Origin of the sequence: Serratia ficaria (assembly GCF_900187015.1) — a bacterium.
GTDB lineage: Bacteria > Pseudomonadota > Gammaproteobacteria > Enterobacterales > Enterobacteriaceae > Serratia > Serratia ficaria.
Genome location: NZ_LT906479.1, coordinates 4,807,296 through 4,828,628, shown reverse-complemented (window position 1 = coordinate 4,828,628; position 21,333 = coordinate 4,807,296). Strand labels below are relative to the sequence as shown.

General features: G+C 56.7%; 28 protein-coding genes. 26 read left to right on the top strand and 2 right to left on the bottom strand.

The annotated features are described in order from the left end of the window. The first annotated feature begins 3 nt into the window (after nt 1–3). The 3 genes from tauB to tauD are packed head-to-tail and all read left to right on the top strand — an operon-like array spanning nt 4 to nt 2,452. Nucleotides 4–771: a taurine ABC transporter ATP-binding subunit gene (gene tauB / locus CKW09_RS22660; RefSeq protein ID WP_061798883.1), complete on the top strand. Its 768-nt coding sequence runs from the start codon at nt 4–6 to the stop codon at nt 769–771. Continuing rightward, nucleotides 768–1,607 carry a taurine ABC transporter permease TauC gene (tauC, locus tag CKW09_RS22655; protein ID WP_061798881.1) on the top strand — a complete coding sequence of 280 codons (840 nt, stop codon included), beginning with the start codon at nt 768–770 and terminating at the stop codon, nt 1,605–1,607. Before tauB ends, tauC begins: the two co-directional genes overlap by 4 nt. Continuing rightward, on the top strand, nt 1,604–2,452 hold the full coding sequence (tauD, locus tag CKW09_RS22650; protein ID WP_061798879.1) for a taurine dioxygenase: 849 nt from the start codon (nt 1,604–1,606) through the stop codon (nt 2,450–2,452). Before tauC ends, tauD begins: the two co-directional genes overlap by 4 nt. 3 nt (nt 2,453–2,455) lie before the next feature. Here tauD and CKW09_RS22645 read toward each other — a convergent pair whose 3' ends face one another. Continuing rightward, nucleotides 2,456–4,369, bottom strand: a complete 1,914-nt coding sequence (locus CKW09_RS22645; protein WP_095099581.1) for an ABC transporter ATP-binding protein — start codon at nt 4,367–4,369, stop codon at nt 2,456–2,458. A gap of 129 nt (nt 4,370–4,498) precedes the next feature. On the opposite strand from CKW09_RS22645, the gene kefG reads away from it, so the two are divergent. The 4 genes from kefG to slyD all read left to right on the top strand — a co-directional run bounded on the left by kefG (nt 4,499) and on the right by slyD (nt 7,789). Then, nucleotides 4,499–5,050 (top strand): glutathione-regulated potassium-efflux system ancillary protein KefG, encoded by a 552-nt coding sequence (gene kefG / locus CKW09_RS22640; protein ID WP_061799013.1) that lies wholly within the window; start codon nt 4,499–4,501, stop codon nt 5,048–5,050. A gap of 2 nt (nt 5,051–5,052) precedes the next feature. After that, nucleotides 5,053–6,861, top strand: coding sequence for a glutathione-regulated potassium-efflux system protein KefB (gene kefB, locus CKW09_RS22635; RefSeq protein WP_061798875.1), 1,809 nt, complete (start codon nt 5,053–5,055; stop codon nt 6,859–6,861). Nucleotides 6,862–6,875: 14 nt separating this feature from the next. Then, nucleotides 6,876–7,079, top strand: coding sequence for a YheV family putative zinc ribbon protein (locus tag CKW09_RS22630; RefSeq protein ID WP_061798873.1), 204 nt, complete (start codon nt 6,876–6,878; stop codon nt 7,077–7,079). A gap of 125 nt (nt 7,080–7,204) precedes the next feature. Beyond that, complete coding sequence (gene slyD / locus CKW09_RS22625; RefSeq protein ID WP_095099569.1) at nt 7,205–7,789, top strand: peptidylprolyl isomerase; 585 nt, start codon at nt 7,205–7,207, stop codon at nt 7,787–7,789. A gap of 57 nt (nt 7,790–7,846) precedes the next feature. Here the strand turns inward: slyD and CKW09_RS22620 are convergent, their stop codons facing one another. Then, a complete protein-coding gene (locus tag CKW09_RS22620; protein WP_061798869.1) occupies nt 7,847–8,074 on the bottom strand; it encodes a SlyX family protein in 228 nt (75 codons plus the stop codon). A gap of 357 nt (nt 8,075–8,431) precedes the next feature. On the opposite strand from CKW09_RS22620, the gene fkpA reads away from it, so the two are divergent. From fkpA to rpsC, 19 genes are all read left to right on the top strand, one after another. Continuing rightward, complete coding sequence (gene fkpA / locus CKW09_RS22615; protein ID WP_061798867.1) at nt 8,432–9,256, top strand: FKBP-type peptidyl-prolyl cis-trans isomerase; 825 nt, start codon at nt 8,432–8,434, stop codon at nt 9,254–9,256. A 387-nt stretch (nt 9,257–9,643) separates the two neighbouring features. Beyond that, nucleotides 9,644–10,366 (top strand): helix-turn-helix transcriptional regulator, encoded by a 723-nt coding sequence (locus CKW09_RS22610; RefSeq protein ID WP_061798865.1) that lies wholly within the window; start codon nt 9,644–9,646, stop codon nt 10,364–10,366. Beyond that, a complete protein-coding gene (gene tusD, locus CKW09_RS22605; protein WP_061798862.1) occupies nt 10,366–10,755 on the top strand; it encodes a sulfurtransferase complex subunit TusD in 390 nt (129 codons plus the stop codon). The genes CKW09_RS22610 and tusD overlap by 1 nt, the downstream gene beginning before the upstream one ends. A gap of 7 nt (nt 10,756–10,762) precedes the next feature. Beyond that, nucleotides 10,763–11,122: a sulfurtransferase complex subunit TusC gene (tusC, locus tag CKW09_RS22600; RefSeq protein WP_095099562.1), complete on the top strand. Its 360-nt coding sequence runs from the start codon at nt 10,763–10,765 to the stop codon at nt 11,120–11,122. A gap of 9 nt (nt 11,123–11,131) precedes the next feature. Continuing rightward, nucleotides 11,132–11,419, top strand: coding sequence for a sulfurtransferase complex subunit TusB (gene tusB / locus CKW09_RS22595; protein ID WP_061798859.1), 288 nt, complete (start codon nt 11,132–11,134; stop codon nt 11,417–11,419). A 143-nt stretch (nt 11,420–11,562) separates the two neighbouring features. Then, nucleotides 11,563–11,937: a 30S ribosomal protein S12 gene (gene rpsL / locus CKW09_RS22590; RefSeq protein ID WP_004930426.1), complete on the top strand. Its 375-nt coding sequence runs from the start codon at nt 11,563–11,565 to the stop codon at nt 11,935–11,937. A gap of 96 nt (nt 11,938–12,033) precedes the next feature. Then, nucleotides 12,034–12,504, top strand: coding sequence for a 30S ribosomal protein S7 (gene rpsG, locus CKW09_RS22585; RefSeq protein WP_061798857.1), 471 nt, complete (start codon nt 12,034–12,036; stop codon nt 12,502–12,504). Between the two features lie 93 nt (nt 12,505–12,597). Further along, a complete protein-coding gene (gene fusA / locus CKW09_RS22580; RefSeq protein WP_061798855.1) occupies nt 12,598–14,712 on the top strand; it encodes an elongation factor G in 2,115 nt (704 codons plus the stop codon). 70 nt (nt 14,713–14,782) lie between these two features. Then, nucleotides 14,783–15,967, top strand: a complete 1,185-nt coding sequence (gene tuf / locus CKW09_RS22575; protein WP_095099556.1) for an elongation factor Tu — start codon at nt 14,783–14,785, stop codon at nt 15,965–15,967. Nucleotides 15,968–16,100: 133 nt separating this feature from the next. Next, nucleotides 16,101–16,295, top strand: a complete 195-nt coding sequence (gene bfd, locus CKW09_RS22570; RefSeq protein ID WP_071919937.1) for a bacterioferritin-associated ferredoxin — start codon at nt 16,101–16,103, stop codon at nt 16,293–16,295. A 74-nt stretch (nt 16,296–16,369) separates the two neighbouring features. Continuing rightward, on the top strand, nt 16,370–16,849 hold the full coding sequence (gene bfr, locus CKW09_RS22565; protein ID WP_061800456.1) for a bacterioferritin: 480 nt from the start codon (nt 16,370–16,372) through the stop codon (nt 16,847–16,849). 396 nt (nt 16,850–17,245) lie between these two features. Continuing rightward, the gene (gene rpsJ / locus CKW09_RS22560) at nt 17,246–17,557 is read left to right on the top strand and encodes a 30S ribosomal protein S10 (protein WP_001181005.1); all 312 of its coding nucleotides are present in this window, start codon (nt 17,246–17,248) and stop codon (nt 17,555–17,557) included. A 32-nt stretch (nt 17,558–17,589) separates the two neighbouring features. Continuing rightward, nucleotides 17,590–18,219 carry a 50S ribosomal protein L3 gene (gene rplC / locus CKW09_RS22555; protein WP_095099548.1) on the top strand — a complete coding sequence of 210 codons (630 nt, stop codon included), beginning with the start codon at nt 17,590–17,592 and terminating at the stop codon, nt 18,217–18,219. A gap of 10 nt (nt 18,220–18,229) precedes the next feature. Next, on the top strand, nt 18,230–18,835 hold the full coding sequence (rplD, locus tag CKW09_RS22550) for a 50S ribosomal protein L4 (protein ID WP_004929779.1): 606 nt from the start codon (nt 18,230–18,232) through the stop codon (nt 18,833–18,835). Further along, nucleotides 18,832–19,134: a 50S ribosomal protein L23 gene (gene rplW, locus CKW09_RS22545; RefSeq protein ID WP_004951179.1), complete on the top strand. Its 303-nt coding sequence runs from the start codon at nt 18,832–18,834 to the stop codon at nt 19,132–19,134. Before rplD ends, rplW begins: the two co-directional genes overlap by 4 nt. An 18-nt stretch (nt 19,135–19,152) precedes the next feature. Beyond that, nucleotides 19,153–19,977, top strand: a complete 825-nt coding sequence (gene rplB / locus CKW09_RS22540) for a 50S ribosomal protein L2 (protein WP_073970394.1) — start codon at nt 19,153–19,155, stop codon at nt 19,975–19,977. Nucleotides 19,978–19,991: 14 nt separating this feature from the next. After that, entirely contained in the window at nt 19,992–20,270 is a 279-nt protein-coding gene (gene rpsS, locus CKW09_RS22535; RefSeq protein ID WP_004929772.1) for a 30S ribosomal protein S19, read from the top strand. 14 nt (nt 20,271–20,284) lie between these two features. Continuing rightward, nucleotides 20,285–20,617 (top strand): 50S ribosomal protein L22, encoded by a 333-nt coding sequence (gene rplV, locus CKW09_RS22530; RefSeq protein ID WP_002223844.1) that lies wholly within the window; start codon nt 20,285–20,287, stop codon nt 20,615–20,617. A 17-nt stretch (nt 20,618–20,634) separates the two neighbouring features. Then, nucleotides 20,635–21,333, top strand: coding sequence for a 30S ribosomal protein S3 (gene rpsC / locus CKW09_RS22525; RefSeq protein WP_004956187.1), 699 nt, complete (start codon nt 20,635–20,637; stop codon nt 21,331–21,333).

Sequence of the window (21,333 nt, the reverse complement as noted above, 5' to 3'; positions counted from 1 at the left end):
CGGATGCTAAACGTTAACCATCTTTCGGCAGAGTATCAGGGGCGTCCCGCGCTGCGCGACGTCTCGTTCCAGATAGCCCCCGGGCAGCTGGTGGTGGTGCTCGGCCCGTCGGGCTGCGGCAAAACCACGCTGCTGAATTTGATCGCCGGGTTTATTGAGCCATCAGCCGGCAGCATCCGGCTGGATGGAACGCCGGTTAACGGCCCGGGGGCCGAACGGGGCGTGGTGTTCCAGCATGAGGGTTTACTGCCGTGGCGCAACGTGGCGGATAACGTCGAATTCGGCTTGCAGCTGGCCGGCGTGGGCAAAGCGCAGCGCCGCCAGGTAGCGCAGCAGATGCTGCAGCGCGTGGGGCTGGCCGGCTACGAACAACACTTTATCTGGCAGCTCTCCGGCGGCATGCGCCAGCGCGTCGGCATCGCCCGCGCGCTGGCGGCCGATCCGCGCCTGCTGCTGCTGGACGAACCCTTCGGCGCGCTGGACGCCTTCACCCGCGAACAGATGCAGGAGCTGTTGCTGACCATCTGGCGCGACACCGGCAAGCAGGTGTTGCTGATCACCCACGACATCGAAGAGGCGGTATTCCTCGCCAGCGAGCTGCTGCTGCTTTCGCCGGGGCCGGGGCAGGTAGTGGAGCGGTTGGCGCTGAACTTCGGCCGGCGCTACGCCGACGGCGAACCCTGCCGTGCGATCAAGTCCGATCCTGAATTTATCGCGCAGCGCGAATACGTGCTGGGCAAAGTCTTCCAACAGCGCGAGGCATTGCCATGAGCCTGCATTCTACCCTGAAGCGCGCGGCGCAGCAGCCGCAGGCCGGGACCGCGCGCCGTTTCAGCCTGCCGCGCAACGTTTGGCTGAGCGGTGCCACCCTGCTGACGGTGCTGGCCATCTGGTGGGGCGTGACCGCGCTGAACCTGATCAGCCCGCTGTTTTTACCGGCGCCGCAGCAGGTGCTGCATCAATTAATCACTATCGCCAGCCCGCAGGGCTTTATGGACGCCACCCTGTGGCAGCATTTGGCGGCCAGCCTGGGGCGCATTCTGGTGGCGCTGCTGGCGGCGGTGATCGTCGGCGTTCCGGTGGGCATCGCCATGGGGCTGAACGACAGGGTGCGCGGCATTCTCGACCCGCTGATTGAAATTTACCGCCCGGTGCCGCCGCTGGCCTATCTGCCGTTGATGGTGATCTGGTTCGGCATTGGCGAAACATCGAAAATACTGTTGATTTATCTGGCCATTTTCGCGCCGGTGACGCTTTCCGCGGTAGCGGGGGTGCGCAGCGTGGCGCAGGTGCGAGTGCGCGCGGCGCGCGCGCTGGGCGCCAACCGCTGGCAGCTGTTGCGTTTCGTGGTGCTGCCGAGCGCGCTGCCGGAGATCCTGACCGGCATCCGTATCGGGCTGGGCGTCGGCTGGTCGACGCTGGTGGCCGCCGAACTGATCGCCGCCACGCGCGGCCTGGGATTTATGGTGCAATCCGCCGGTGAGTTTCTGGCGACCGACGTGGTGCTGGCCGGCATCGGCGTGATTGCGATTATTGCATTTGGGCTGGAGCTGGGGCTGCGCGCCCTGCAGCGCCGATTGACCCCCTGGCATGGAGTACAGCAATGAACGAACGTCTGAGTATCACCCCGCTGGGGCCTTATATCGGCGCGCTGGTGGATAATGTGGCGCTGGCGCGGCCATTGGGCGACGGCCAGTTCGAGCAGCTGTACCATGCGCTGCTGAAGCACCAGGTGCTGTTCTTCCGCAATCAGCCGATCACGCCGCTGCAGCAGCGCGATCTGGCCGGCCGCTTCGGCGATCTGCATATTCACCCGGTTTACCCGCACGCCACCGACGTGGAAGAGATCATCGTGCTGGACACCCACGACGACAACCCGCCGGATAACGACAACTGGCACACCGACGTGACCTTTATCGAAAATCCGCCGCAGGGGGCGATCCTGGCGGCCAAAACGCTGCCCGCCACCGGCGGCGACACGCTGTGGGCCAGCGGCATCGCCGCGTACGAGGCGCTGTCCGCCCCCTTCAGAACGCTGTTGGCCGGATTGCGGGCCGAGCACGACTTCACCAAGTCGTTCCCGGAACACAAGCACCGCGGCAGTGAAGAAGAGCTTCAGCGCTGGCGGCTGGCGGTGCAGAAGAACCCGCCGCTGCTGCATCCGGTGGTGCGTACCCATCCGGTCAGCGGGCGGCAGGCGCTGTTCGTCAACGAAGGTTTCACCACGCGGATTGTCGATCTGGCACCGAAGGAGAGCGATGCGCTGCTCAATTTCCTGTTCGCCCATATCACCAAACCGGAGTTTCAGGTGCGCTGGCGCTGGCAGGAGAATGACGTGGCGATCTGGGATAACCGCGTGACGCAGCATTACGCCAACGCGGATTACCTGCCGCAGCGGCGCATTATGCACCGCGCGACTATCTTGGGGGACAAACCTTTTTACAAGGCGTAACGCTTAGGACTCAAACGCTTGCGTTAACTGTTCCAGCTGTTCCTGCGCGTCCAGCCAGGTCATTTCCGTCTCTTCCAGCGCGGATTTGGCCTGGCTTTGTTGTTGCAGGCATTCGGTCAGCTCGGCCTTGCGGCCGATGTCGTACAGCGCCGAATCCGCCAGCTTCTCCTCTATCGCCGCCAGTTCGGCGCCCAGTTTTTCCATCTGCTGTTCCAGCTTGGCGATCTGCTTGCGCAGCGGCTGGGTCTGGGTGCGGAACTCGGCCTCGCGCCGTTTCTGATCTTTGCGCGCCTGCGCGCTGTTGCCGTTGTTTTCCTTCTCCGGCGCATCCTGCTGGCTCTCCTGACGTTGCAGCTCGATCAGCCATTGCTGGTAGTCGTCCAGGTCACCCTCGAACGCCTCCACCTGGCCGTCGTGCACCAGGTACAGATCGTCGGTGGTGGAACGCAGCAGGTGACGGTCGTGCGAGACCACCACCAGCGCGCCTTCGAAGTCGATCAGCGCTTCGGTCAGCGCCTGGCGCATATCGAGATCCAGGTGGTTGGTCGGTTCGTCGAGCAGCAGCAGGTTAGGGCGCTGCCAGACGATCAACGCCAGCACCAGCCGGGCTTTTTCGCCGCCGGAAAAGCGTTCGGTCTGCTCGGTGACCTTGTCGCCCTGGAAGCCGAAGCCGCCCAGGTAATCGCGCAGCTGCTGTTCCAGCACCCGGGGGGCGATGCGGCTCAGGTGCTGCAGCGGCGACTCGTCTGCGCGCAGGAACTCCAGCTGATGCTGGGCGAAGTAGCCCAGCTTGATGCCCTTCGCCAGGCCAATCTCGCCGCTCAGCGGTTCCAGCGTGCCGGCCAGCAGCTTGATCAGCGTCGACTTGCCGGCGCCGTTGCGGCCGAGCAGGCCGATGCGCGAGCCGGGCACCAGGTTGAGCTTGATCGACTTCAGGATCACCTTGTCGCCATAGCCGGCGCTGACCTTCTCCATGCGCAGCAGCGGATTCGGCAGGCTCTCCGGCGCGCGGAAGCTGAAGGTGAACGGGTTGTCGACGTGGGCCGGGGCGATCAGCTCCATGCGCTCCAGCATCTTGATGCGGCTCTGCGCCTGTTTGGCCTTGGTGGCCTGGGCGCGGAAGCGGTCGATGTAGCTCTGCAGATGCGCCACTTTCTCCTGCTGGTGCTGATACAGCGACTGTTGCTGCGCCAGCTTGGTGGCGCGCTGGCGCTCGAACGAGGAGTAGTTGCCGGTGTATTCGTTCATCGCCTGCTGCTCGATATGCAGGATCTTGTCGACGATCGGATCGAGGAAGTCGCGGTCGTGCGAGATCAGCACCAGCGTGCCCGGGTAGTTTTTCAGCCAGCGTTCCAGCCAGATCACCGCATCGAGATCCAGGTGGTTGGTCGGTTCGTCGAGCAGCAGCAGGTCCGAGCGGCACACCAGCGCCTGCGCCAGGTTGAGACGCATGCGCCAGCCGCCCGAGAAGGCGCGCACCGGGCTTTGCAGCTGCTCATTGGAGAAGCCGAGGCCGTGCAGCAGGCTGGCGGCGCGGGCGCGGATGGTCCAGGCGTCGATGGCGTCCAGCTTGCCGTGCAGCGTGGCGATGGCGTGGCCGTCGTTTTGCTCGTTCGCCAGCTGCAACTCGGCTTCCAGCTGGCGGAACTCGCGGTCGCCGTCGATAACATACTCGATCGCCGGCACCTCCAGCGCCGGCGTCTCCTGGTTGACCCAGGCCAGCGCCCAGTTGCCGGGGAAGGTATAGCTGCCGCCGTCCGCGGCGATTTCGCCCTTCAGCAGCGCCAGCAGCGTCGATTTGCCGCAGCCGTTCTTGCCCACCAGGCCGACCTTCTGACCTGGATTAACCGTCGCCGTGGCGTTGTCCAGCAGGACGCGGGTGCCGCGTCGGATTTGTAGCGAGGAGAATACAATCATAAAGCGCCGTATGTTCAGAGTATGTTAAATTATCATTAAGGTAACAGCGCCGATTGAGCGCGCTGTTTTTGTCTTTGCGCTGCATGGTAACGGAAAACCGCTACCCTGACGACGCTTTGGAGGGGAATGATGTCGCAGCCGCCCAAGGTCCTGCTGCTGTATGCCCATCCGGAATCCCATGACTCGGTGGCTAACCGGGTTTTGCTTCGACCGGCGCAGCAGTTGGAACATGTCACCGTGCACGATTTATACGCGCACTATCCTGACTTTTTTATCGATATTCACCACGAACAACAGCTGCTGCGTGACCATCAGGTCATTGTTTTTCAACATCCTCTTTATACTTACAGCTGCCCGGCGCTGCTGAAAGAGTGGCTGGATCGCGTGCTGTCGCGCGGCTTCGCCAGCGGCGTGGGCGGCAATGCGCTGGCGGGCAAGTATTGGCGTTCGGTGATCACCACCGGCGAACCGGAGGGCGCCTACCGCACCGGCGGTTATAACCGTTATCCGATGGAGGATATCCTGCGCCCGTTCGAACTGACCGCCGCCATGTGCCACATGCACTGGCTGACGCCGATCCTGGTGTACTGGGCGCGCCGGCAAAAGCCGGAGGTGCTGAAAAGCCATGCCGACGCCTATGGCGACTGGCTGCGTAACCCGCTGCCGCACGGAGGGCGCTAATCATGGAAGGCTCGACCTTACTCACCGCCATTCTGCTGTTTCTGTTCGCCGCCGTGGTGACGGTGCCGATCGCCCGGCGGCTGGGTATCGGCGCGGTGCTGGGCTACCTGATCGCCGGTATCGCCATCGGCCCCTGGGGATTGGGTTTCATTCGCGACGTCGATGAAATTCTGCACTTCTCCGAACTCGGGGTGGTATTCCTGATGTTCATCATCGGGCTGGAGCTGAACCCCAGCAAGCTGTGGGAACTGCGCCGCTCGATCTTCGGCGTCGGCGCCGGCCAGGTGTTGCTCAGCGCGGCGGTGCTGGGCGGGTTGCTGTATCTGACGCAGTTCGCCTGGCAGGCGGCGGTGATCGGCGGTATCGGCCTGGCGATGTCTTCCACCGCCATGGCGCTGCAGCTGATGCGCGAGAAGGGCATGAACCGCAACGAAGGCGGCCAGCTGGGCTTCTCGGTATTGCTGTTCCAGGATATGGCGGTGATCCCGGCCCTGGCGCTGATCCCTATTCTGGCGGGCGCCGGCGGCAGCAGCGACGACTGGGCGAAGATAGCGCTCAAGGTGGCGGCGTTCGGCGGCATGCTGATCGGCGGCCGCTTCCTGCTGCGGCCGCTGTTTCGCTATATCGCCGCTTCCGGCGTGCGCGAGATCTTCACCGCCGCCGCACTGCTGGTGGTATTGGGCGCGGCGCTGTTTATGGACGCGCTCGGCCTGTCGATGGCGCTTGGCACCTTCATCGCCGGCGTATTGCTGGCGGAGAGCGAGTATCGCCACGAGCTGGAGATTTCGATTGAGCCGTTCAAAGGCCTGCTGCTGGGGCTGTTCTTTATCTCGGTGGGCATGGCGCTGAATATCGGCGTACTCTATACCCATCTGGCCGAAGTGCTGATTGGCGTGCTGCTGCTGGTGGCCATCAAGTCCGGGGTGCTCTATACGCTGTCGCGCATTTTCGGCCTGCGCAGCTCGGTGCGTTTGCAGTTTGCCGGCGTGCTCAGCCAGGGCGGCGAGTTCGCTTTCGTGCTGTTCTCGGCGGCGGGTGCGCAGAAGGTGCTGCAGCCTGACCAGCTTTCCCTGCTGTTGGTGGTGGTGACGCTGTCGATGATGACCACGCCGCTGCTGATGCAGATTATCGACCGCATTCTGGCGCGCCGTTACAACGCCAAAGACGAAGACGAAGAAACGCCTTACGTCGAAGATGACGATCCGCAGGTGATCATCGTCGGTTTCGGGCGCTTTGGCCAGGTGATAGGCCGCCTGCTGATGGCCAACAAAATGCGCATTACCGTGCTGGAGCGCGACGTTAGCGCCGTCGGCGTGCTGCGGCGCTATGGCTACAAGGTGTACTATGGCGACGCCACCGAGCTGGAGCTGCTGCGCGCGGCGGGGGCCGAGAAGGCCAGGTCGATCGTGATCACCTGCAACGAGCCGGAAGATACCCTGGAGATCGTGCGTTTGTGCCAGCAGCACTTCCCGAATCTGAGCATTCTGGCGCGCGCGCGCGGTCGCGTTGAGGCGCATGAGCTGCTGCAGGCCGGGGTGAAGCAGTTCAGCCGCGAAACCTTCTCCAGCGCGCTGGAGCTGGGGCGCAAGGCGCTGATGGAGCTGGGCATGCATCCGCATCAGGCCTATCGCGCCCAGCAGCATTTCCGCCGGCTGGACATGCGCATGCTGCGCGAACTGATGCCCCCGCATCAGGGCGACGTGGCGCAAATTTCCCGCGTGAAAGAGGCGCGGCGCGAACTGGAAGAACTTTTCCATCGCGAAATGCAAAAAGAGAGTCGCCAGTTCGACGGCTGGGACGAATACGAATAAGCGGGAGCACAGAGATGTCTGTAACACGTAAAAGGTTTATCGCCGGCGCGGTATGCCCGAGCTGTAACGCTATGGATACGTTGGCGGTTTGGCGCGAAGATCAGGTCGAAGTGGTGGAGTGCGTCAAGTGCGGTCACCATCAGCGGCAGACCGAAAAGCAGGTGGAAAAACACGTTCGGCCGCAGGAACAGGTGATCGGTATTTTCCATCCGGAGTAGCGTTATCCGGCGCGTTTTTTTATGCTGAAGGGTACAGCGGGGCAGATTTCCGATACAATCTGTCCGGAAAAGGCGCGGCTCTGGTTTGCAGGCTCGCGTCCAAGTATCCAACGGTAGGAGATATCATGAAAGTAGCAAAAGACTTGGTGGTCAGCCTGGCTTACCAAGTACGTACAGAAGACGGTGTTTTGGTTGATGAGTCTCCGGTGAGTGCACCGCTGGACTATCTGCACGGGCATGGTTCTCTGATCGCAGGTCTGGAAAAAGCGCTCGAAGGCCACGAAGCCGGCGATCGCTTTGACGTGAACGTTGGCGCTAACGATGCGTACGGCAACTACGACGAAAACCTGGTGCAGCGCGTTCCTAAAGACGTCTTCATGGGCGTTGACGAACTGCAGGTTGGCATGCGTTTCCTGGCTGATACCGATCAGGGCCCGGTTCCGGTTGAAATCACCGAAGTTGACGGCGACCACGTGGTGGTCGATGGCAACCACATGCTGGCCGGCCAGAACCTGAACTTCAACGTGGAAGTTGTCGCGATCCGCGAAGCGACCGCAGAAGAGCTGGCGCACGGTCACGTACACGGCGAGCACGATCATCACCACGAACACGGCGACGGCTGCTGCGGCGGCCACGATCACGGCCACGATCATGACCACGACCACGGCCAGAAAGGCGGTTGCGGTAACGGCGGTTGCGGCTGCCACTAAGCGCGGCGCAGTAACTGCAAAAAAGGGCGGCCATCGGCTGCCCTTTTTTATCGGCGCTCAGTAGTGCGGCGGCGGCGTTTCTTCCGACTGCGAGGCGATCATCGAGGTTTGGGTCGAACGCAGCTTGTCGGTCAGCATGCGCAGGTGTTCGCGCATCTTCAACATCTCCATTTGATGCTGAACTACGGTCTGGTTGAGCTCTTCGATGGTGAGCTCCTGAAAAGCCTGACGGCTCTCCAGTTCTTCAAGCCGCTGTAGCAGGCTTTGGGTGTCGGCGTTGTGCATGAGGCTACCTCTGACGCGGTTAAATCCTGATTCCGGCGCTATGTTAACAGCTGCCGCCGGGTTTGCCTGCGCTATTTGATCGAGCGGGGCACAAGGCGCGGATAAACTGTGTAAAGTGCTGAAAAGTCACGCGCCGGGCGCGGCGGTTTTTGCTGGCGTTGTCGGATGAGCGGCAAGAAAAATCTGATTTATCATACGGGTAGCACGTTTAAGGAAACTTCTCCGTAAAGCAGGAGTCACACTTTGACTCGATTGGTTACCTGTGCGACTGTTTTGTTTGCTTTCAGGCAGCTATAGTAGCCCGGTTATCTTACTTAATGATTGTTTGGGGCACCGCTTCAGACACTGGAGAAATGGATGAAATCTTTGTTTAAAGTCACGCTTCTGGCAACCACCATGGCTTTTGCTCTGAATGCGACCCAGGTCATGGCCGCCGATGCCGCCAAGCCAGCTGACGCTGCAGCCGCTGCGCCAAGCACCGGAAAATTCAAGAACGATGACGAGCAAGCGGCTTACGCGCTGGGCGCTTCTCTGGGCCGTTACATGGACAACTCTCTGAAAGAGCAAGAGAAGTTGGGCATCAAACTGGACAAGGATCAGCTGATTTCCGGCGTTCAGGATGCGTTCGCCAACAAGAGCAAGCTGAACGACGCGGACATCGAAAAGACCCTGCAGGGTTTCGAAGCGCGCGTGAAGGCTTCCGCTCAGGCGAAGATGGAGCAGGACGCCAAAGACAACGAAGCCAAAGGCGCCAAGTATCGTGACACCTTCGCCAAAGAAAAAGGCGTGAAGAAAACCGAATCCGGCCTGCTGTATCAGGTAGAGAAACCTGGTGCCGGTGAAGCGCCGAAAGACAGTGATACCGTGGTGGTCAACTACAAAGGCACCCTGACCGACGGCACCGAGTTCGACAACTCGTACACCCGCGGCGAGCCGCTGTCATTCCGTCTGGACGGCGTGATCCCGGGCTGGACCGAAGGCCTGAAACACATCAAGAAAGGCGGCAAGATCAAGCTGGTCATCCCACCGGCGCTGGCCTACGGTAAAACCGGCGTTCCGGGCATCCCGGCTAACTCTACCCTGGTGTTCGACGTTGAACTGCTGGACGTGAAAGCGGCGCCGAAAGCCGACGCCAAGGCTGAGAAGCCCGCTGCCGCTGCGGCAGACGCCAAAGCGAAATAAGGCCGAGCTTTTGCCTGCCACCGCCGCGAATGCCCTTCGCGGCGGTTTTCATTTCCGCCCACCGCAGCCCCCTTCCCATTGATCGCTTGACGCCTGCCGGGCATCGGGCTTAACGTCAATACCACGCGCAAACGCAAGGACTTTACTCTGGCAGTTTTGCTAGACTAATAATCCGGACTTATGAGTCATGCGCCTGCCCCTTAGGGCGTGTACCTAAAACTGCTCCCGGCCGTCTTGGCCCGCGGAGGCTCGCCGTGCCGTTTCATGCTGATAACCGCCTGTTATCCTGCGGGATGCCTGACGGCGTGCCGCCTGCGGAAAAAAGCCTGCCCGAGCTGTTTTAGCTGCGCCCCCTGGCACAGGCGATCTATGAGGGTGGTATTTTCGATGTCTAATTCGCTTTTATCCAGCGAAGCCAGCGAACTTGATTTGCTGAATGAACGTCCGTTTAGCCAGACGGATCATGAAATCCTGAAGTCGTATGAAGCGGTGGTCGACGGCCTGGCGATGCTGATTGGCGGCCACTGCGAGATAGTGCTGCACGCGCTGGAAGATTTGAACTGCTCGGCGGTGCGCATCGCCAACGGCGAACATACCGGGCGCAAGATAGGCTCGCCGATCACCGACCTGGCGTTGCGCATGCTGCACGACATGGCCGGCGACGACAGCAGCGTGTCGAAGGCCTATTTCACTCGCGCCAAAAGCGGCGTGCTGATGAAGTCGGTGACCATCGCCATCCGCAACCGCGAGCAGCGGGTGATCGGCCTGCTGTGCATCAACATGAACCTCGATGTGCCGTTCTCCCAAATCATGCAGACCTTTATGCCGCCGGAAACGCAGGAGGTGCCTTCTTCGGTGAATTTCGCCTCCTCCGTAGACGATCTGGTGGCGCAAACGCTGGAGTTCACCATCGAAGAGGTGAATGCCGATCGCAACGTTTCCAACAACGCCAAAAATCGGCAGGTGGTGCTCAATCTCTATGAGAAGGGCATCTTCGATATCAAGGATGCGATCAACCAGGTGGCCGATCGTCTGAACATCTCCAAGCACACCGTCTATCTGTACATTCGCCAGTTCAAAAGCGGCGATCTGCTGGGAAGCGACCGTTGATGCTCGATTACTGTTTGCTGGTCACCGGGCCGGCCTACGGCACCCAGCAGGCCAGCAGCGCCTATCAGTTCGCGCAGGCGCTGTTGACCAGGGGGCACCGGCTCTCCAGCGTATTTTTCTATCGCGAAGGGGTGCTGAACGCCAACCGGTTGACCGCCCCCGCCGGCGACGAGTTCGATTTGGTGCGCGGCTGGGTGCAACTGGCGCAGCAGCATGGCGTTGCGCTCAATGTCTGCGTGGCCGCGGCGCTGCGACGCGGCGTGACCGACGAGCAGGAGGCGGCCCAGCTGGGGCTGGCCGGTGCCAACCTGCAGCCCGGTTTCACCCTGAGCGGGCTGGGCTCGTTGGCCGAGGCCTCGCTGCGCTGCGATCGCCTGGTGCAGTTCTGAGGACATGATGAAACGAGTCGCTTTTGTGTTTACCCACGGGCCGCACGGCAACGCCGGCGGCAGGGAAGGGCTGGACGCCTTGCTCGCCACCTCGGCGTTAAGTGAAGATCTGGGCGTGTTTTTTATCGGCGACGGCGTGTTGCAGCTGCTGCCCGGCCAGCGGCCGGAAAAAATTCTGGCGCGCAATTACATCGCCACCTTTGGCGTGCTGCCGCTGTATGACGTCGAGCAATGCTATCTGTGCCAGGCTTCGCTGCAGGAGCGCGGCCTGAGCCAGGTGAAGGATTGGGTGCTGGACGCCGAGGTGCTGGCGCCGGACGAATTGCGCCGCGCGCTGGCCGGTTTTGATGCGGTGATGACCTTTTAGGAATTTTTGATGCTGTATACCCTGAGCCATGCTCCCTCGCAATGCGATTTACCCGCGCTGCTGCGCCTGACGGCGGAAGGCGACGCCCTGCTGTTGCTGCAGGACGGCGTGCTGGCAGGCCTGGCCGGCGGCGCGCATCTTGAATTGCTGCTCAGCGCCCCCATATCCCTGTATGCGCTGCAGGACGACCTGGAAGCCAGAGGGCTGGCTGGTCATTTTTCACACAAGATAGCCGTCGTCGGCTATAATCACTTCGTTGAATTAACCGAAAAACATCGCAGCCAAATGGCCTGGTGATGAGAGTGATGTTGTATATTTCTTGACACCTCTACTGGTCAGCCATAAAATTCTGCGTCCTCGTACTTTGCCAGTAGTGCATACGAGGGGATTTATCACATGTTTACGAAGCTAGTACGAAGCAAAAACCAGGAGCTTTTTTAATGGCAACAATTAATCAGCTGGTTCGCAAACCACGCTCTGTGAAGGCTGCTAAAAGCAACGTTCCAGCGCTGGAAGCTTGCCCGCAGAAACGTGGCGTATGTACCCGCGTATATACCACCACCCCGAAAAAACCAAACTCCGCACTGCGTAAAGTTTGCCGTGTGCGTTTGACCAACGGTTTCGAAGTGACTTCCTACATCGGTGGTGAAGGTCACAACCTGCAGGAACACTCCGTGATCCTGATCCGTGGCGGTCGTGTTAAAGACCTGCCAGGTGTGCGTTACCACACCGTCCGTGGTGCACTTGACTGCTCCGGTGTTAAAGACCGTAAGCAAGCTCGTTCCAAGTACGGCGTGAAGAAGCCAAAGGCTTAATGGTTCTCCGTTAAGTAAGGCCAAACATTTTCACTTTAATGTCAAAATAAACTCGTAGAGTTTTGGACAATCCTGAATTAACAACGGAGTATTTCCATGCCACGTCGTCGCGTAATCGGCCAACGTAAAATCCTGCCAGATCCTAAGTTCGGATCCGAGCTGTTGGCCAAATTTGTAAATATCCTGATGGTAGACGGTAAAAAATCTACTGCAGAAGCAATCGTCTATACCGCGCTGGAGACCCTGGCTCAGCGTTCTGGTAAAGAGCACCTGGAAGCTTTCGAAGTAGCTCTCGACAACGTTCGCCCGACTGTAGAAGTTAAGTCTCGCCGCGTTGGTGGTTCTACTTATCAGGTACCAGTTGAAGTCCGCCCGGTCCGTCGTAATGCTCTGGCAATGCGTTGGATCGTTGATGCTGCACGTAAACGCGGTGATAAATCCATGGCTCTGCGCCTGGCGAACGAGCTGTCTGACGCAGCAGAGAACAAAGGTTCTGCTGTTAAGAAGCGTGAAGACGTTCACCGTATGGCCGAAGCCAACAAGGCGTTCGCCCACTACCGCTGGTAATTGCCACGCAGTAGTTATGCTAACCAAGCGGGCGCGTCAAGCCAACCCGCTTGGGTTAACCGAACTTGAACGCCCTAGGAATAGAGGAATCAAATGGCTCGTACAACACCCATTGAGCGCTATCGTAACATCGGTATCAGTGCTCACATCGACGCCGGTAAAACCACCACTACCGAACGTATTCTGTTCTACACCGGTGTAAACCACAAAATCGGTGAAGTTCATGACGGCGCTGCCACCATGGACTGGATGGAACAGGAGCAGGAGCGTGGTATTACCATCACTTCTGCAGCGACTACTGCCTTCTGGTCTGGTATGGCCAAGCAGTTTGAACCGCACCGCGTAAACATCATCGACACCCCGGGACACGTTGACTTCACCATCGAAGTAGAACGTTCCATGCGTGTTCTTGATGGTGCGGTAATGGTTTACTGTGCTGTTGGTGGTGTTCAGCCACAGTCTGAAACTGTATGGCGTCAGGCTAACAAATACAAAGTTCCACGCATCGCGTTCGTTAACAAAATGGACCGCATGGGTGCCAACTTCCTGAAAGTTGTTGGTCAGATCAAATCTCGTCTGGGCGCTAACCCGGTTCCACTGCAGCTGGCTATCGGCGCAGAAGAGAAATTCACCGGCGTTATCGACCTGGTGAAAATGAAAGCCATCAACTGGAACGAAGCTGATGCAGGCGTGACCTTCGAATACGAAGAGATCCCGGCTGACATGCAAGAGCTGGCCGCAGAATGGCGCCAGAACCTGGTTGAATCGGCAGCTGAAGCTTCTGATGAACTGATGGACAAGTACTTGGGCGGCGAAGAGCTGACCGAGGAAGAAATCAAGACCTCTCTGCGTCAGCGCGTGCTGAACAACGAAATCATCTTGGTTACCTGTGGTTCCGCCTTTAAAAACAAAGGCGTGCAGGCAATGCTGGATGCGGTAATTGATTACCTGCCATCCCCGGTTGACGTACCTGCGATCAACGGCATCCTGGACGACGGTAAAGATACCCCGGCTGAGCGTCACGCTAGCGATGATGAGCCATTTGCTGCACTGGCCTTCAAAATTGCTACCGACCCGTTCGTGGGTAACCTGACCTTCTTCCGCGTGTACTCCGGTATCGTTAACTCCGGCGACACCGTGCTGAACTCCGTTAAGGCGGCGCGTGAGCGTCTGGGCCGTATCGTTCAGATGCACGCTAACAAGCGTGAAGAGATCAAAGAAGTTCGCGCAGGCGACATCGCTGCGGCTATCGGTCTGAAAGACGTGACTACCGGTGACACCCTGTGTGATCCAAACCACGTGATCATTCTGGAGCGCATGGAATTCCCTGAGCCGGTGATCTCCGTTGCAGTTGAACCAAAAACCAAAGCTGACCAGGAAAAAATGGGTCTGGCTCTGGGCCGTCTGGCGAAGGAAGACCCATCATTCCGCGTATGGACTGACGAAGAATCAGGTCAGACCATCATCGCAGGTATGGGTGAGCTTCACCTGGACATCCTGGTTGACCGCATGAAGCGTGAATTCAACGTAGAAGCTAACGTGGGTAAACCTCAGGTTGCTTACCGTGAAGCGATTCGCGCCAAAGTTACCGATATCGAAGGTAAACACGCCAAGCAGTCTGGTGGTCGTGGTCAGTATGGTCATGTTGTTATCGACATGTACCCACTGGAGCCGGGCTCAAATGCGAAAGGCTACGAGTTCGTCAATGACATCAAAGGCGGTGTGATCCCAACGGAATACATCCCTGCCATTGATAAAGGCCTCCAGGAGCAGATGAAGTCTGGTCCACTGGCCGGTTACCCGGTAGTTGATCTCGGTGTGCGTCTGCATTTCGGTTCTTTCCACGATGTTGACTCCTCCGAATTGGCGTTTAAACTGGCCGCGTCTATCGCCTTTAAAGATGGCTTTAAGAAAGCGAAACCTGTTTTGCTTGAGCCGATCATGAAGGTTGAAGTTGAAACGCCGGAAGAGAACACTGGTGACGTCATCGGTGACCTTAGCCGTCGTCGTGGTCAACTGAAAGGTCAGGAATCCAACGCTACCGGCGTTCAGATTCACGCTGAAGTTCCGTTGTCCGAGATGTTCGGCTACGCAACTCAACTGCGTTCTCTGACCAAAGGCCGTGCTTCTTACTCCATGGAGTTCCTGAAGTACGATGATGCGCCGAACAACGTCGCTCAGGCCGTTATTGAAGCCCGTGGTAAATAAGCTTTCGGGTTTAACACATTGATCAGTGCTCTCTCCATGAGGGGGGAGCATAAGAGTAAGGAATATAGCCGTGTCTAAAGAAAAATTTGAACGTTCCAAACCGCACGTTAACGTTGGTACTATCGGCCACGTTGACCACGGTAAAACTACCCTGACTGCAGCGATCACCACCGTTCTGGCTAAAACCTACGGCGGTTCTGCGCGTGCTTTCGACCAGATCGATAACGCGCCAGAAGAAAAAGCTCGTGGTATCACCATCAACACTTCCCACGTTGAGTATGACACCCCGACTCGCCACTACGCGCACGTTGACTGCCCAGGGCACGCCGACTACGTTAAAAACATGATCACCGGTGCTGCTCAGATGGACGGCGCTATCCTGGTTGTTGCTGCGACTGACGGCCCAATGCCTCAGACCCGTGAGCACATCCTGCTGGGTCGTCAGGTTGGCGTTCCTTTCATCATCGTATTCATGAACAAATGCGACATGGTTGATGATGAAGAGCTGCTGGAACTGGTAGAAATGGAAGTTCGCGAACTGCTGTCCGCTTACGACTTCCCTGGCGATGACCTGCCGGTAGTTCGCGGTTCCGCGCTGAAAGCGCTGGAAGGCGAAGCCGAGTGGGAAGCTAAAATCATCGAGCTGGCTGGCCACCTGGATACTTACATCCCAGAACCAGAGCGCGCTATCGACAAGCCGTTCCTGCTGCCAATCGAAGACGTATTCTCCATCTCCGGTCGTGGTACCGTGGTTACCGGTCGTGTTGAGCGCGGTATCATCAAAGTTGGCGAAGAAGTTGAAATCGTTGGTATCAAAGACACCGTCAAGTCTACCTGTACCGGCGTTGAAATGTTCCGCAAACTGCTGGACGAAGGCCGTGCCGGTGAGAACGTAGGTGTTCTGCTGCGTGGTATCAAGCGTGAAGACATCGAACGTGGTCAGGTTCTGGCTAAACCAGGTTCCATCAAGCCACACACCAAATTCGACTCAGAAGTTTACATCCTGAGCAAAGAAGAAGGTGGTCGTCACACTCCATTCTTCAAAGGCTACCGTCCACAGTTCTACTTCCGTACTACTGACGTGACCGGTACCATCGAACTGCCAGAAGGCGTTGAGATGGTAATGCCTGGCGACAACGTGAACATGGTTGTTACCCTGATTCACCCAATCGCGATGGACGACGGTCTGCGTTTCGCAATCCGTGAAGGCGGCCGTACTGTAGGCGCTGGTGTTGTTGCTAAAGTTATCGCTTAATCGCGTATAATTTTTCGACACAGTAAAGAGGGCACTTCGGTGCCCTTTTTTTATGCAGTTCGTATAAATCTTAATTGAAATAAAAAGCATTCTTATTTAGACTCAGAATATTGGTTAAGAAGTGAGTCTCTCTATGTATGTATGTCTGTGTAATGCCGTGACTGACAAAGCGATCCGCAAGGCCGTGCGTCAGCACAATCCTCATACCATGAAGCAGCTGCGTGAATTAGTGCCGATTGGTACCGACTGTGGAAAATGCATTCGTCAGGCAAGACAAATTATGGTGGAGGAACGCGGAACCATTATTCCGATGCACGAAGTTGCCTAACAAAAGGTAAGGTTATTTTTTGACTCTTGGCCTACAGGTTCTACACTTTTAGAACCGGTCAGGAGGATTTACCTATGAAAGGCGATAAAAAGATCATTGCTCACCTCAACAAGCTGCTTGGAAACGAGCTGGTTGCCATCAATCAATATTTCCTGCACGCCCGCATGTTCAAGAATTGGGGTTTAATGCGCCTCAACGACAAGGAATATCACGAGTCGATCGACGAAATGAAACATGCCGATCGCTACATCGAGCGCATTCTGTTTCTGGAAGGTCTGCCTAATCTGCAGGACCTCGGCAAGCTGAACATCGGCGAGGACATCGAAGAGATGCTGCGCTCCGATCTGGCTTTGGAGCTCGATGGCGCCAAGAACCTGCGCGAAGGTATCGCCTATGCTGATTCCATTCACGATTACGTCAGCCGCGACCTGATGATAGAAATCCTGGCCGATGAGGAAGAGCACATCGACTGGCTGGAAACCGAACTGGATCTGATTGCGCGGCTGGGTATCCAAAATTACGCCCAGGCCCAGATCCTGGAACGCAAAGACTGACATTATCGCTTTTACCTACGCCGATGACTCTTCTGCCGGCGGCCGCATGGCATGTGCGGCGGGGCAGGGGAGCCACTGCCCGCATCGCTCCGTGCATAAACCATTCCTTTTCGCTCGTTCTGCCGCGTTGAATTCCCCTCTTCATTAAAAGTGGCGATATCCTGAGCATATTTCCAACTGCGGCTTGCTTCCTGGCTCATTTTGCGTATAATGCGCGGGCTTACCTAATCTTGGTAAGCCTGATTTTAGCGAATCAGTCGATTGGCAGGCCGTTTTTGCCTTTCGAACAATACTCCCGATATGGGGGTTATATGTTGACGATTACACTCCCCCATCAATCGAAATGGGTGTGAGGAGTAATTATTTACGTTTATAAATAATTGGAGCTCTGGTCTCATGCAGAACCAAAGAATCCGTATCCGCCTGAAAGCGTTTGATCATCGTCTGATCGATCAATCAACCGCGGAAATCGTCGAGACTGCTAAGCGCACTGGTGCGCAAGTCCGTGGTCCGATCCCGCTGCCAACTCGCAAAGAGCGCTTTACCGTTCTGATCTCTCCGCACGTTAACAAAGACGCGCGCGATCAGTACGAGATTCGCACTCACAAGCGTCTGGTTGACATCGTTGAGCCAACCGAGAAAACCGTTGATGCTCTGATGCGTCTGGATCTGGCTGCCGGTGTAGACGTGCAGATCAGCCTGGGTTAATCAGGTCATTGAGCGATTGAGAGGTTGAAACAATGATTGGTTTAGTCGGTAAAAAAGTGGGCATGACTCGTATCTTCACTGAAGATGGCGTTTCTATCCCAGTAACCGTGATTGAAATTGAAGCGAACCGCGTGACTCAGGTTAAAGACCTGGCGAACGACGGATACCGTGCCATTCAGGTCACTACCGGTAGCAAAAAAGCTAACCGTGTGACCAAACCGGAAGCGGGTCATTTCGCTAAAGCTGGCGTTGAAGCTGGCCGTGGTCTGTGGGAATTCCGCCTTGAAGAAGGTCAAGAGTTCGCTGCAGGTCAAGAAATCAGCGTAGAAATCTTCGCTGACGTTAAAAAAGTCGATGTTACCGGTACTTCTAAAGGTAAAGGTTTTGCTGGCACTGTAAAGCGCTGGAACTTCCGTACCCAAGACGCTACCCACGGTAACTCCTTGTCTCACCGCGTTCCGGGTTCTATCGGTCAGAACCAGACTCCGGGCAAAGTGTTCAAAGGCAAGAAAATGGCTGGCCACCTGGGTGACGAGCGTGTAACCGTTCAAAGCCTGGACGTAGTACGTGTTGACGCTGAGCGCAACCTGCTGCTGGTTAAGGGTGCTGTACCGGGCGCAACCGGTGGCAACCTGATCGTTAAACCAGCTGTGAAGGCGTAAGGGGATAGCAATGGAATTAGTATTGAAAGACGCGCAAAGCGCGCTGACTGTTTCCGAAACTACCTTCGGTCGTGATTTCAACGAAGCGCTGGTACACCAGGTTGTTGTTGCTTATGCAGCAGGTGCCCGTCAAGGTACCCGTGCTCAGAAGACCCGTGCTGAAGTGACTGGTTCCGGCAAAAAGCCATGGCGTCAGAAAGGTACCGGCCGTGCGCGTTCAGGTTCTGTAAAGAGCCCGATCTGGCGTTCCGGTGGTGTGACCTTCGCTGCCAAGCCACAGGACCACAGTCAGAAAGTAAACAAAAAGATGTACCGCGGCGCGCTGAAAAGCATCCTGTCCGAACTGGTACGTCAAGATCGTCTGATCGTTGTCGAGAAGTTCTCTGTAGAAGCGCCTAAAACTAAGCTGCTGGCACAGAAACTGAAAGATATGGCTCTGGAAGACGTGCTGATCGTGACCGGTGAACTGGATGAGAATCTGTTCCTGGCAGCTCGCAACCTGTACAAGGTTGACGTGCGCGATGTAGCAGGTATCGATCCGGTTAGCCTGATCGCCTTCGACAAAGTGGTTATGACTGCTGATGCTGTGAAGCAAGTTGAGGAGATGCTGGCATGATCCGTGAAGAACGTTTGCTGAAAGTGCTGCGTGCACCGCACGTATCTGAAAAAGCATCCGCTGCGATGGAAAAAAGCAACACCATCGTACTCAAAGTTGCCAAAGACGCGACCAAAGCAGAAATCAAAGCTGCAGTGCAGAAACTGTTTGAAGTCGAAGTCGAAGACGTGAACACCCTGGTAGTTAAAGGGAAAGTGAAACGTCACGGTCAGCGTGTTGGTCGTCGTAGCGACTGGAAAAAAGCTTACGTCACCCTGAAAGAAGGCCAGAATCTGGACTTCATCGGCGGCGCAGAGTAAGTCGGAGGAGTAAGAACAATGGCAATTGTTAAATGTAAACCTACATCTCCGGGTCGTCGCCACGTTGTTAAAGTGGTTAACCCTGAGCTGCACAAGGGTAAACCTTATGCCCCGCTGCTGGAAAAACTGAGCAAAAGCGGTGGTCGTAACAACAATGGCCGTATCACCACCCGTCATATCGGTGGTGGCCACAAGCAACATTATCGTCTGGTTGACTTCAAGCGCAACAAAGACGGTATCCCTGCTGTGGTTGAGCGTCTGGAGTACGATCCGAACCGTTCCGCGAACATCGCGCTGGTTCTGTACAAAGACGGCGAACGCCGTTACATCCTGGCGCCGAAAGGCCTGAAAGCTGGTGACCAGATTCAATCTGGCGTTGATGCTGCAATCAAAACGGGTAACACCCTGCCGATGCGTAACATCCCAGTTGGTTCAACGGTTCACAACGTAGAAATGAAACCAGGTAAAGGCGGCCAGATGGCTCGTTCAGCCGGTGCCTACGTTCAGATCGTTGCTCGTGATGGTTCCTACGTAACTCTGCGTCTGCGCTCAGGCGAAATGCGTAAAGTTCCAGTTGATTGCCGCGCCACCCTGGGTGAAGTCGGTAACGCTGAACATATGCTTCGCGTTCTGGGTAAAGCAGGTGCTGCACGTTGGCGTGGTGTTCGTCCTACCGTTCGCGGTACGGCGATGAACCCGGTAGATCACCCGCACGGTGGTGGTGAAGGTCGTAACTTTGGTAAGCACCCGGTAACTCCGTGGGGCGTTCAGACCAAAGGTAAGAAGACCCGTAGCAACAAGCGTACTGATAAGTTCATCGTACGTCGCCGTAGCAAAAAATAATTAGAGGATAAGCCATGCCACGTTCTCTCAAGAAAGGTCCTTTTATTGACCTGCACTTGCTGAAGAAGGTAGAGAAAGCGGTGGAAAGCGGTGACAAGAAGCCTTTGCGCACTTGGTCCCGTCGTTCAACGATCTTTCCTAACATGATCGGTTTGACCATCGCTGTCCATAATGGTCGTCAGCACGTACCAGTGTTCGTTTCCGATGAAATGGTCGGTCACAAACTGGGTGAATTCGCGCCGACTCGTACTTATCGCGGCCATGCGGCTGATAAAAAAGCTAAAAAGCGCTAAGGTAGGAGGAAGAGATGGAAACTATCGCTAAACATCGCCACGCTCGTTCTTCTGCTCAGAAGGTTCGCCTTGTTGCAGACCTGATCCGCGGTAAGAAAGTGTCGCAAGCTCTGGAAACTCTGACCTACACCAACAAGAAAGCTGCTGGTCTGGTTAAGAAAGTGCTGGAGTCTGCCATTGCTAACGCAGAACACAACGATGGCGCTGACATCGATGATCTGAAAGTCACGAAAATCTTCGTAGACGAAGGCCCAAGCATGAAGCGCATTATGCCGCGTGCGAAAGGTCGTGCAGATCGCATCCTGAAGCGCACCAGCCACATTACTGTGGTTGTGTCCGATCGCTGAGACTCTGGAGACTAGCAATGGGTCAGAAAGTACATCCTAATGGTATTCGCCTGGGTATTGTCAAACCTTGGAACTCTACTTGGTATGCGAATACCAAAGAATTCGCTGACAACCTGGACAGCGACTTTAAAGTTCGTCAATTCCTGACTAAGGAACTGGCGAAAGCTTCCGTTTCTCGCATCGTTATCGAGCGTCCTGCGAAGAGCATCCGTGTGACTATTCACACTGCTCGTCCAGGCATCGTTATCGGCAAGAAAGGTGAAGATGTCGAAAAACTGCGTAAGGTCGTAGCGGATATCGCTGGCGTTCCTGCACAGATTAACATCGCCGAAGTCCGTAAACCGGAACTCGACGCTAAATTGGTTGCTGACAGCATCACTTCCCAGCTGGAACGTCGCGTTATGTTCCGTCGTGCTATGAAGCGTGCTGTACAGAACGCAATGCGTCTTGGCGCTAAAGGTATCAAAGTTGAAGTAAGCGGCCGTCTTGGCGGTGCTGAAATCGCGCGTACCGAATGGTACCGTGAAGGTCGTGTTCCGTTGCACACACTGCGTGCGGACATCGATTACAACACATCTGAAGCGCACACCACTTATGGTGTAATCGGCGTTAAGGTATGGATCTTCAAAGGTGAGATCCTGGGTGGTATGGCTGCAGTTGAACAACCGGAACCGGCTGCTCAACCTAAAAAGCAGCAGCGTAAAGGCCGCAAGTAA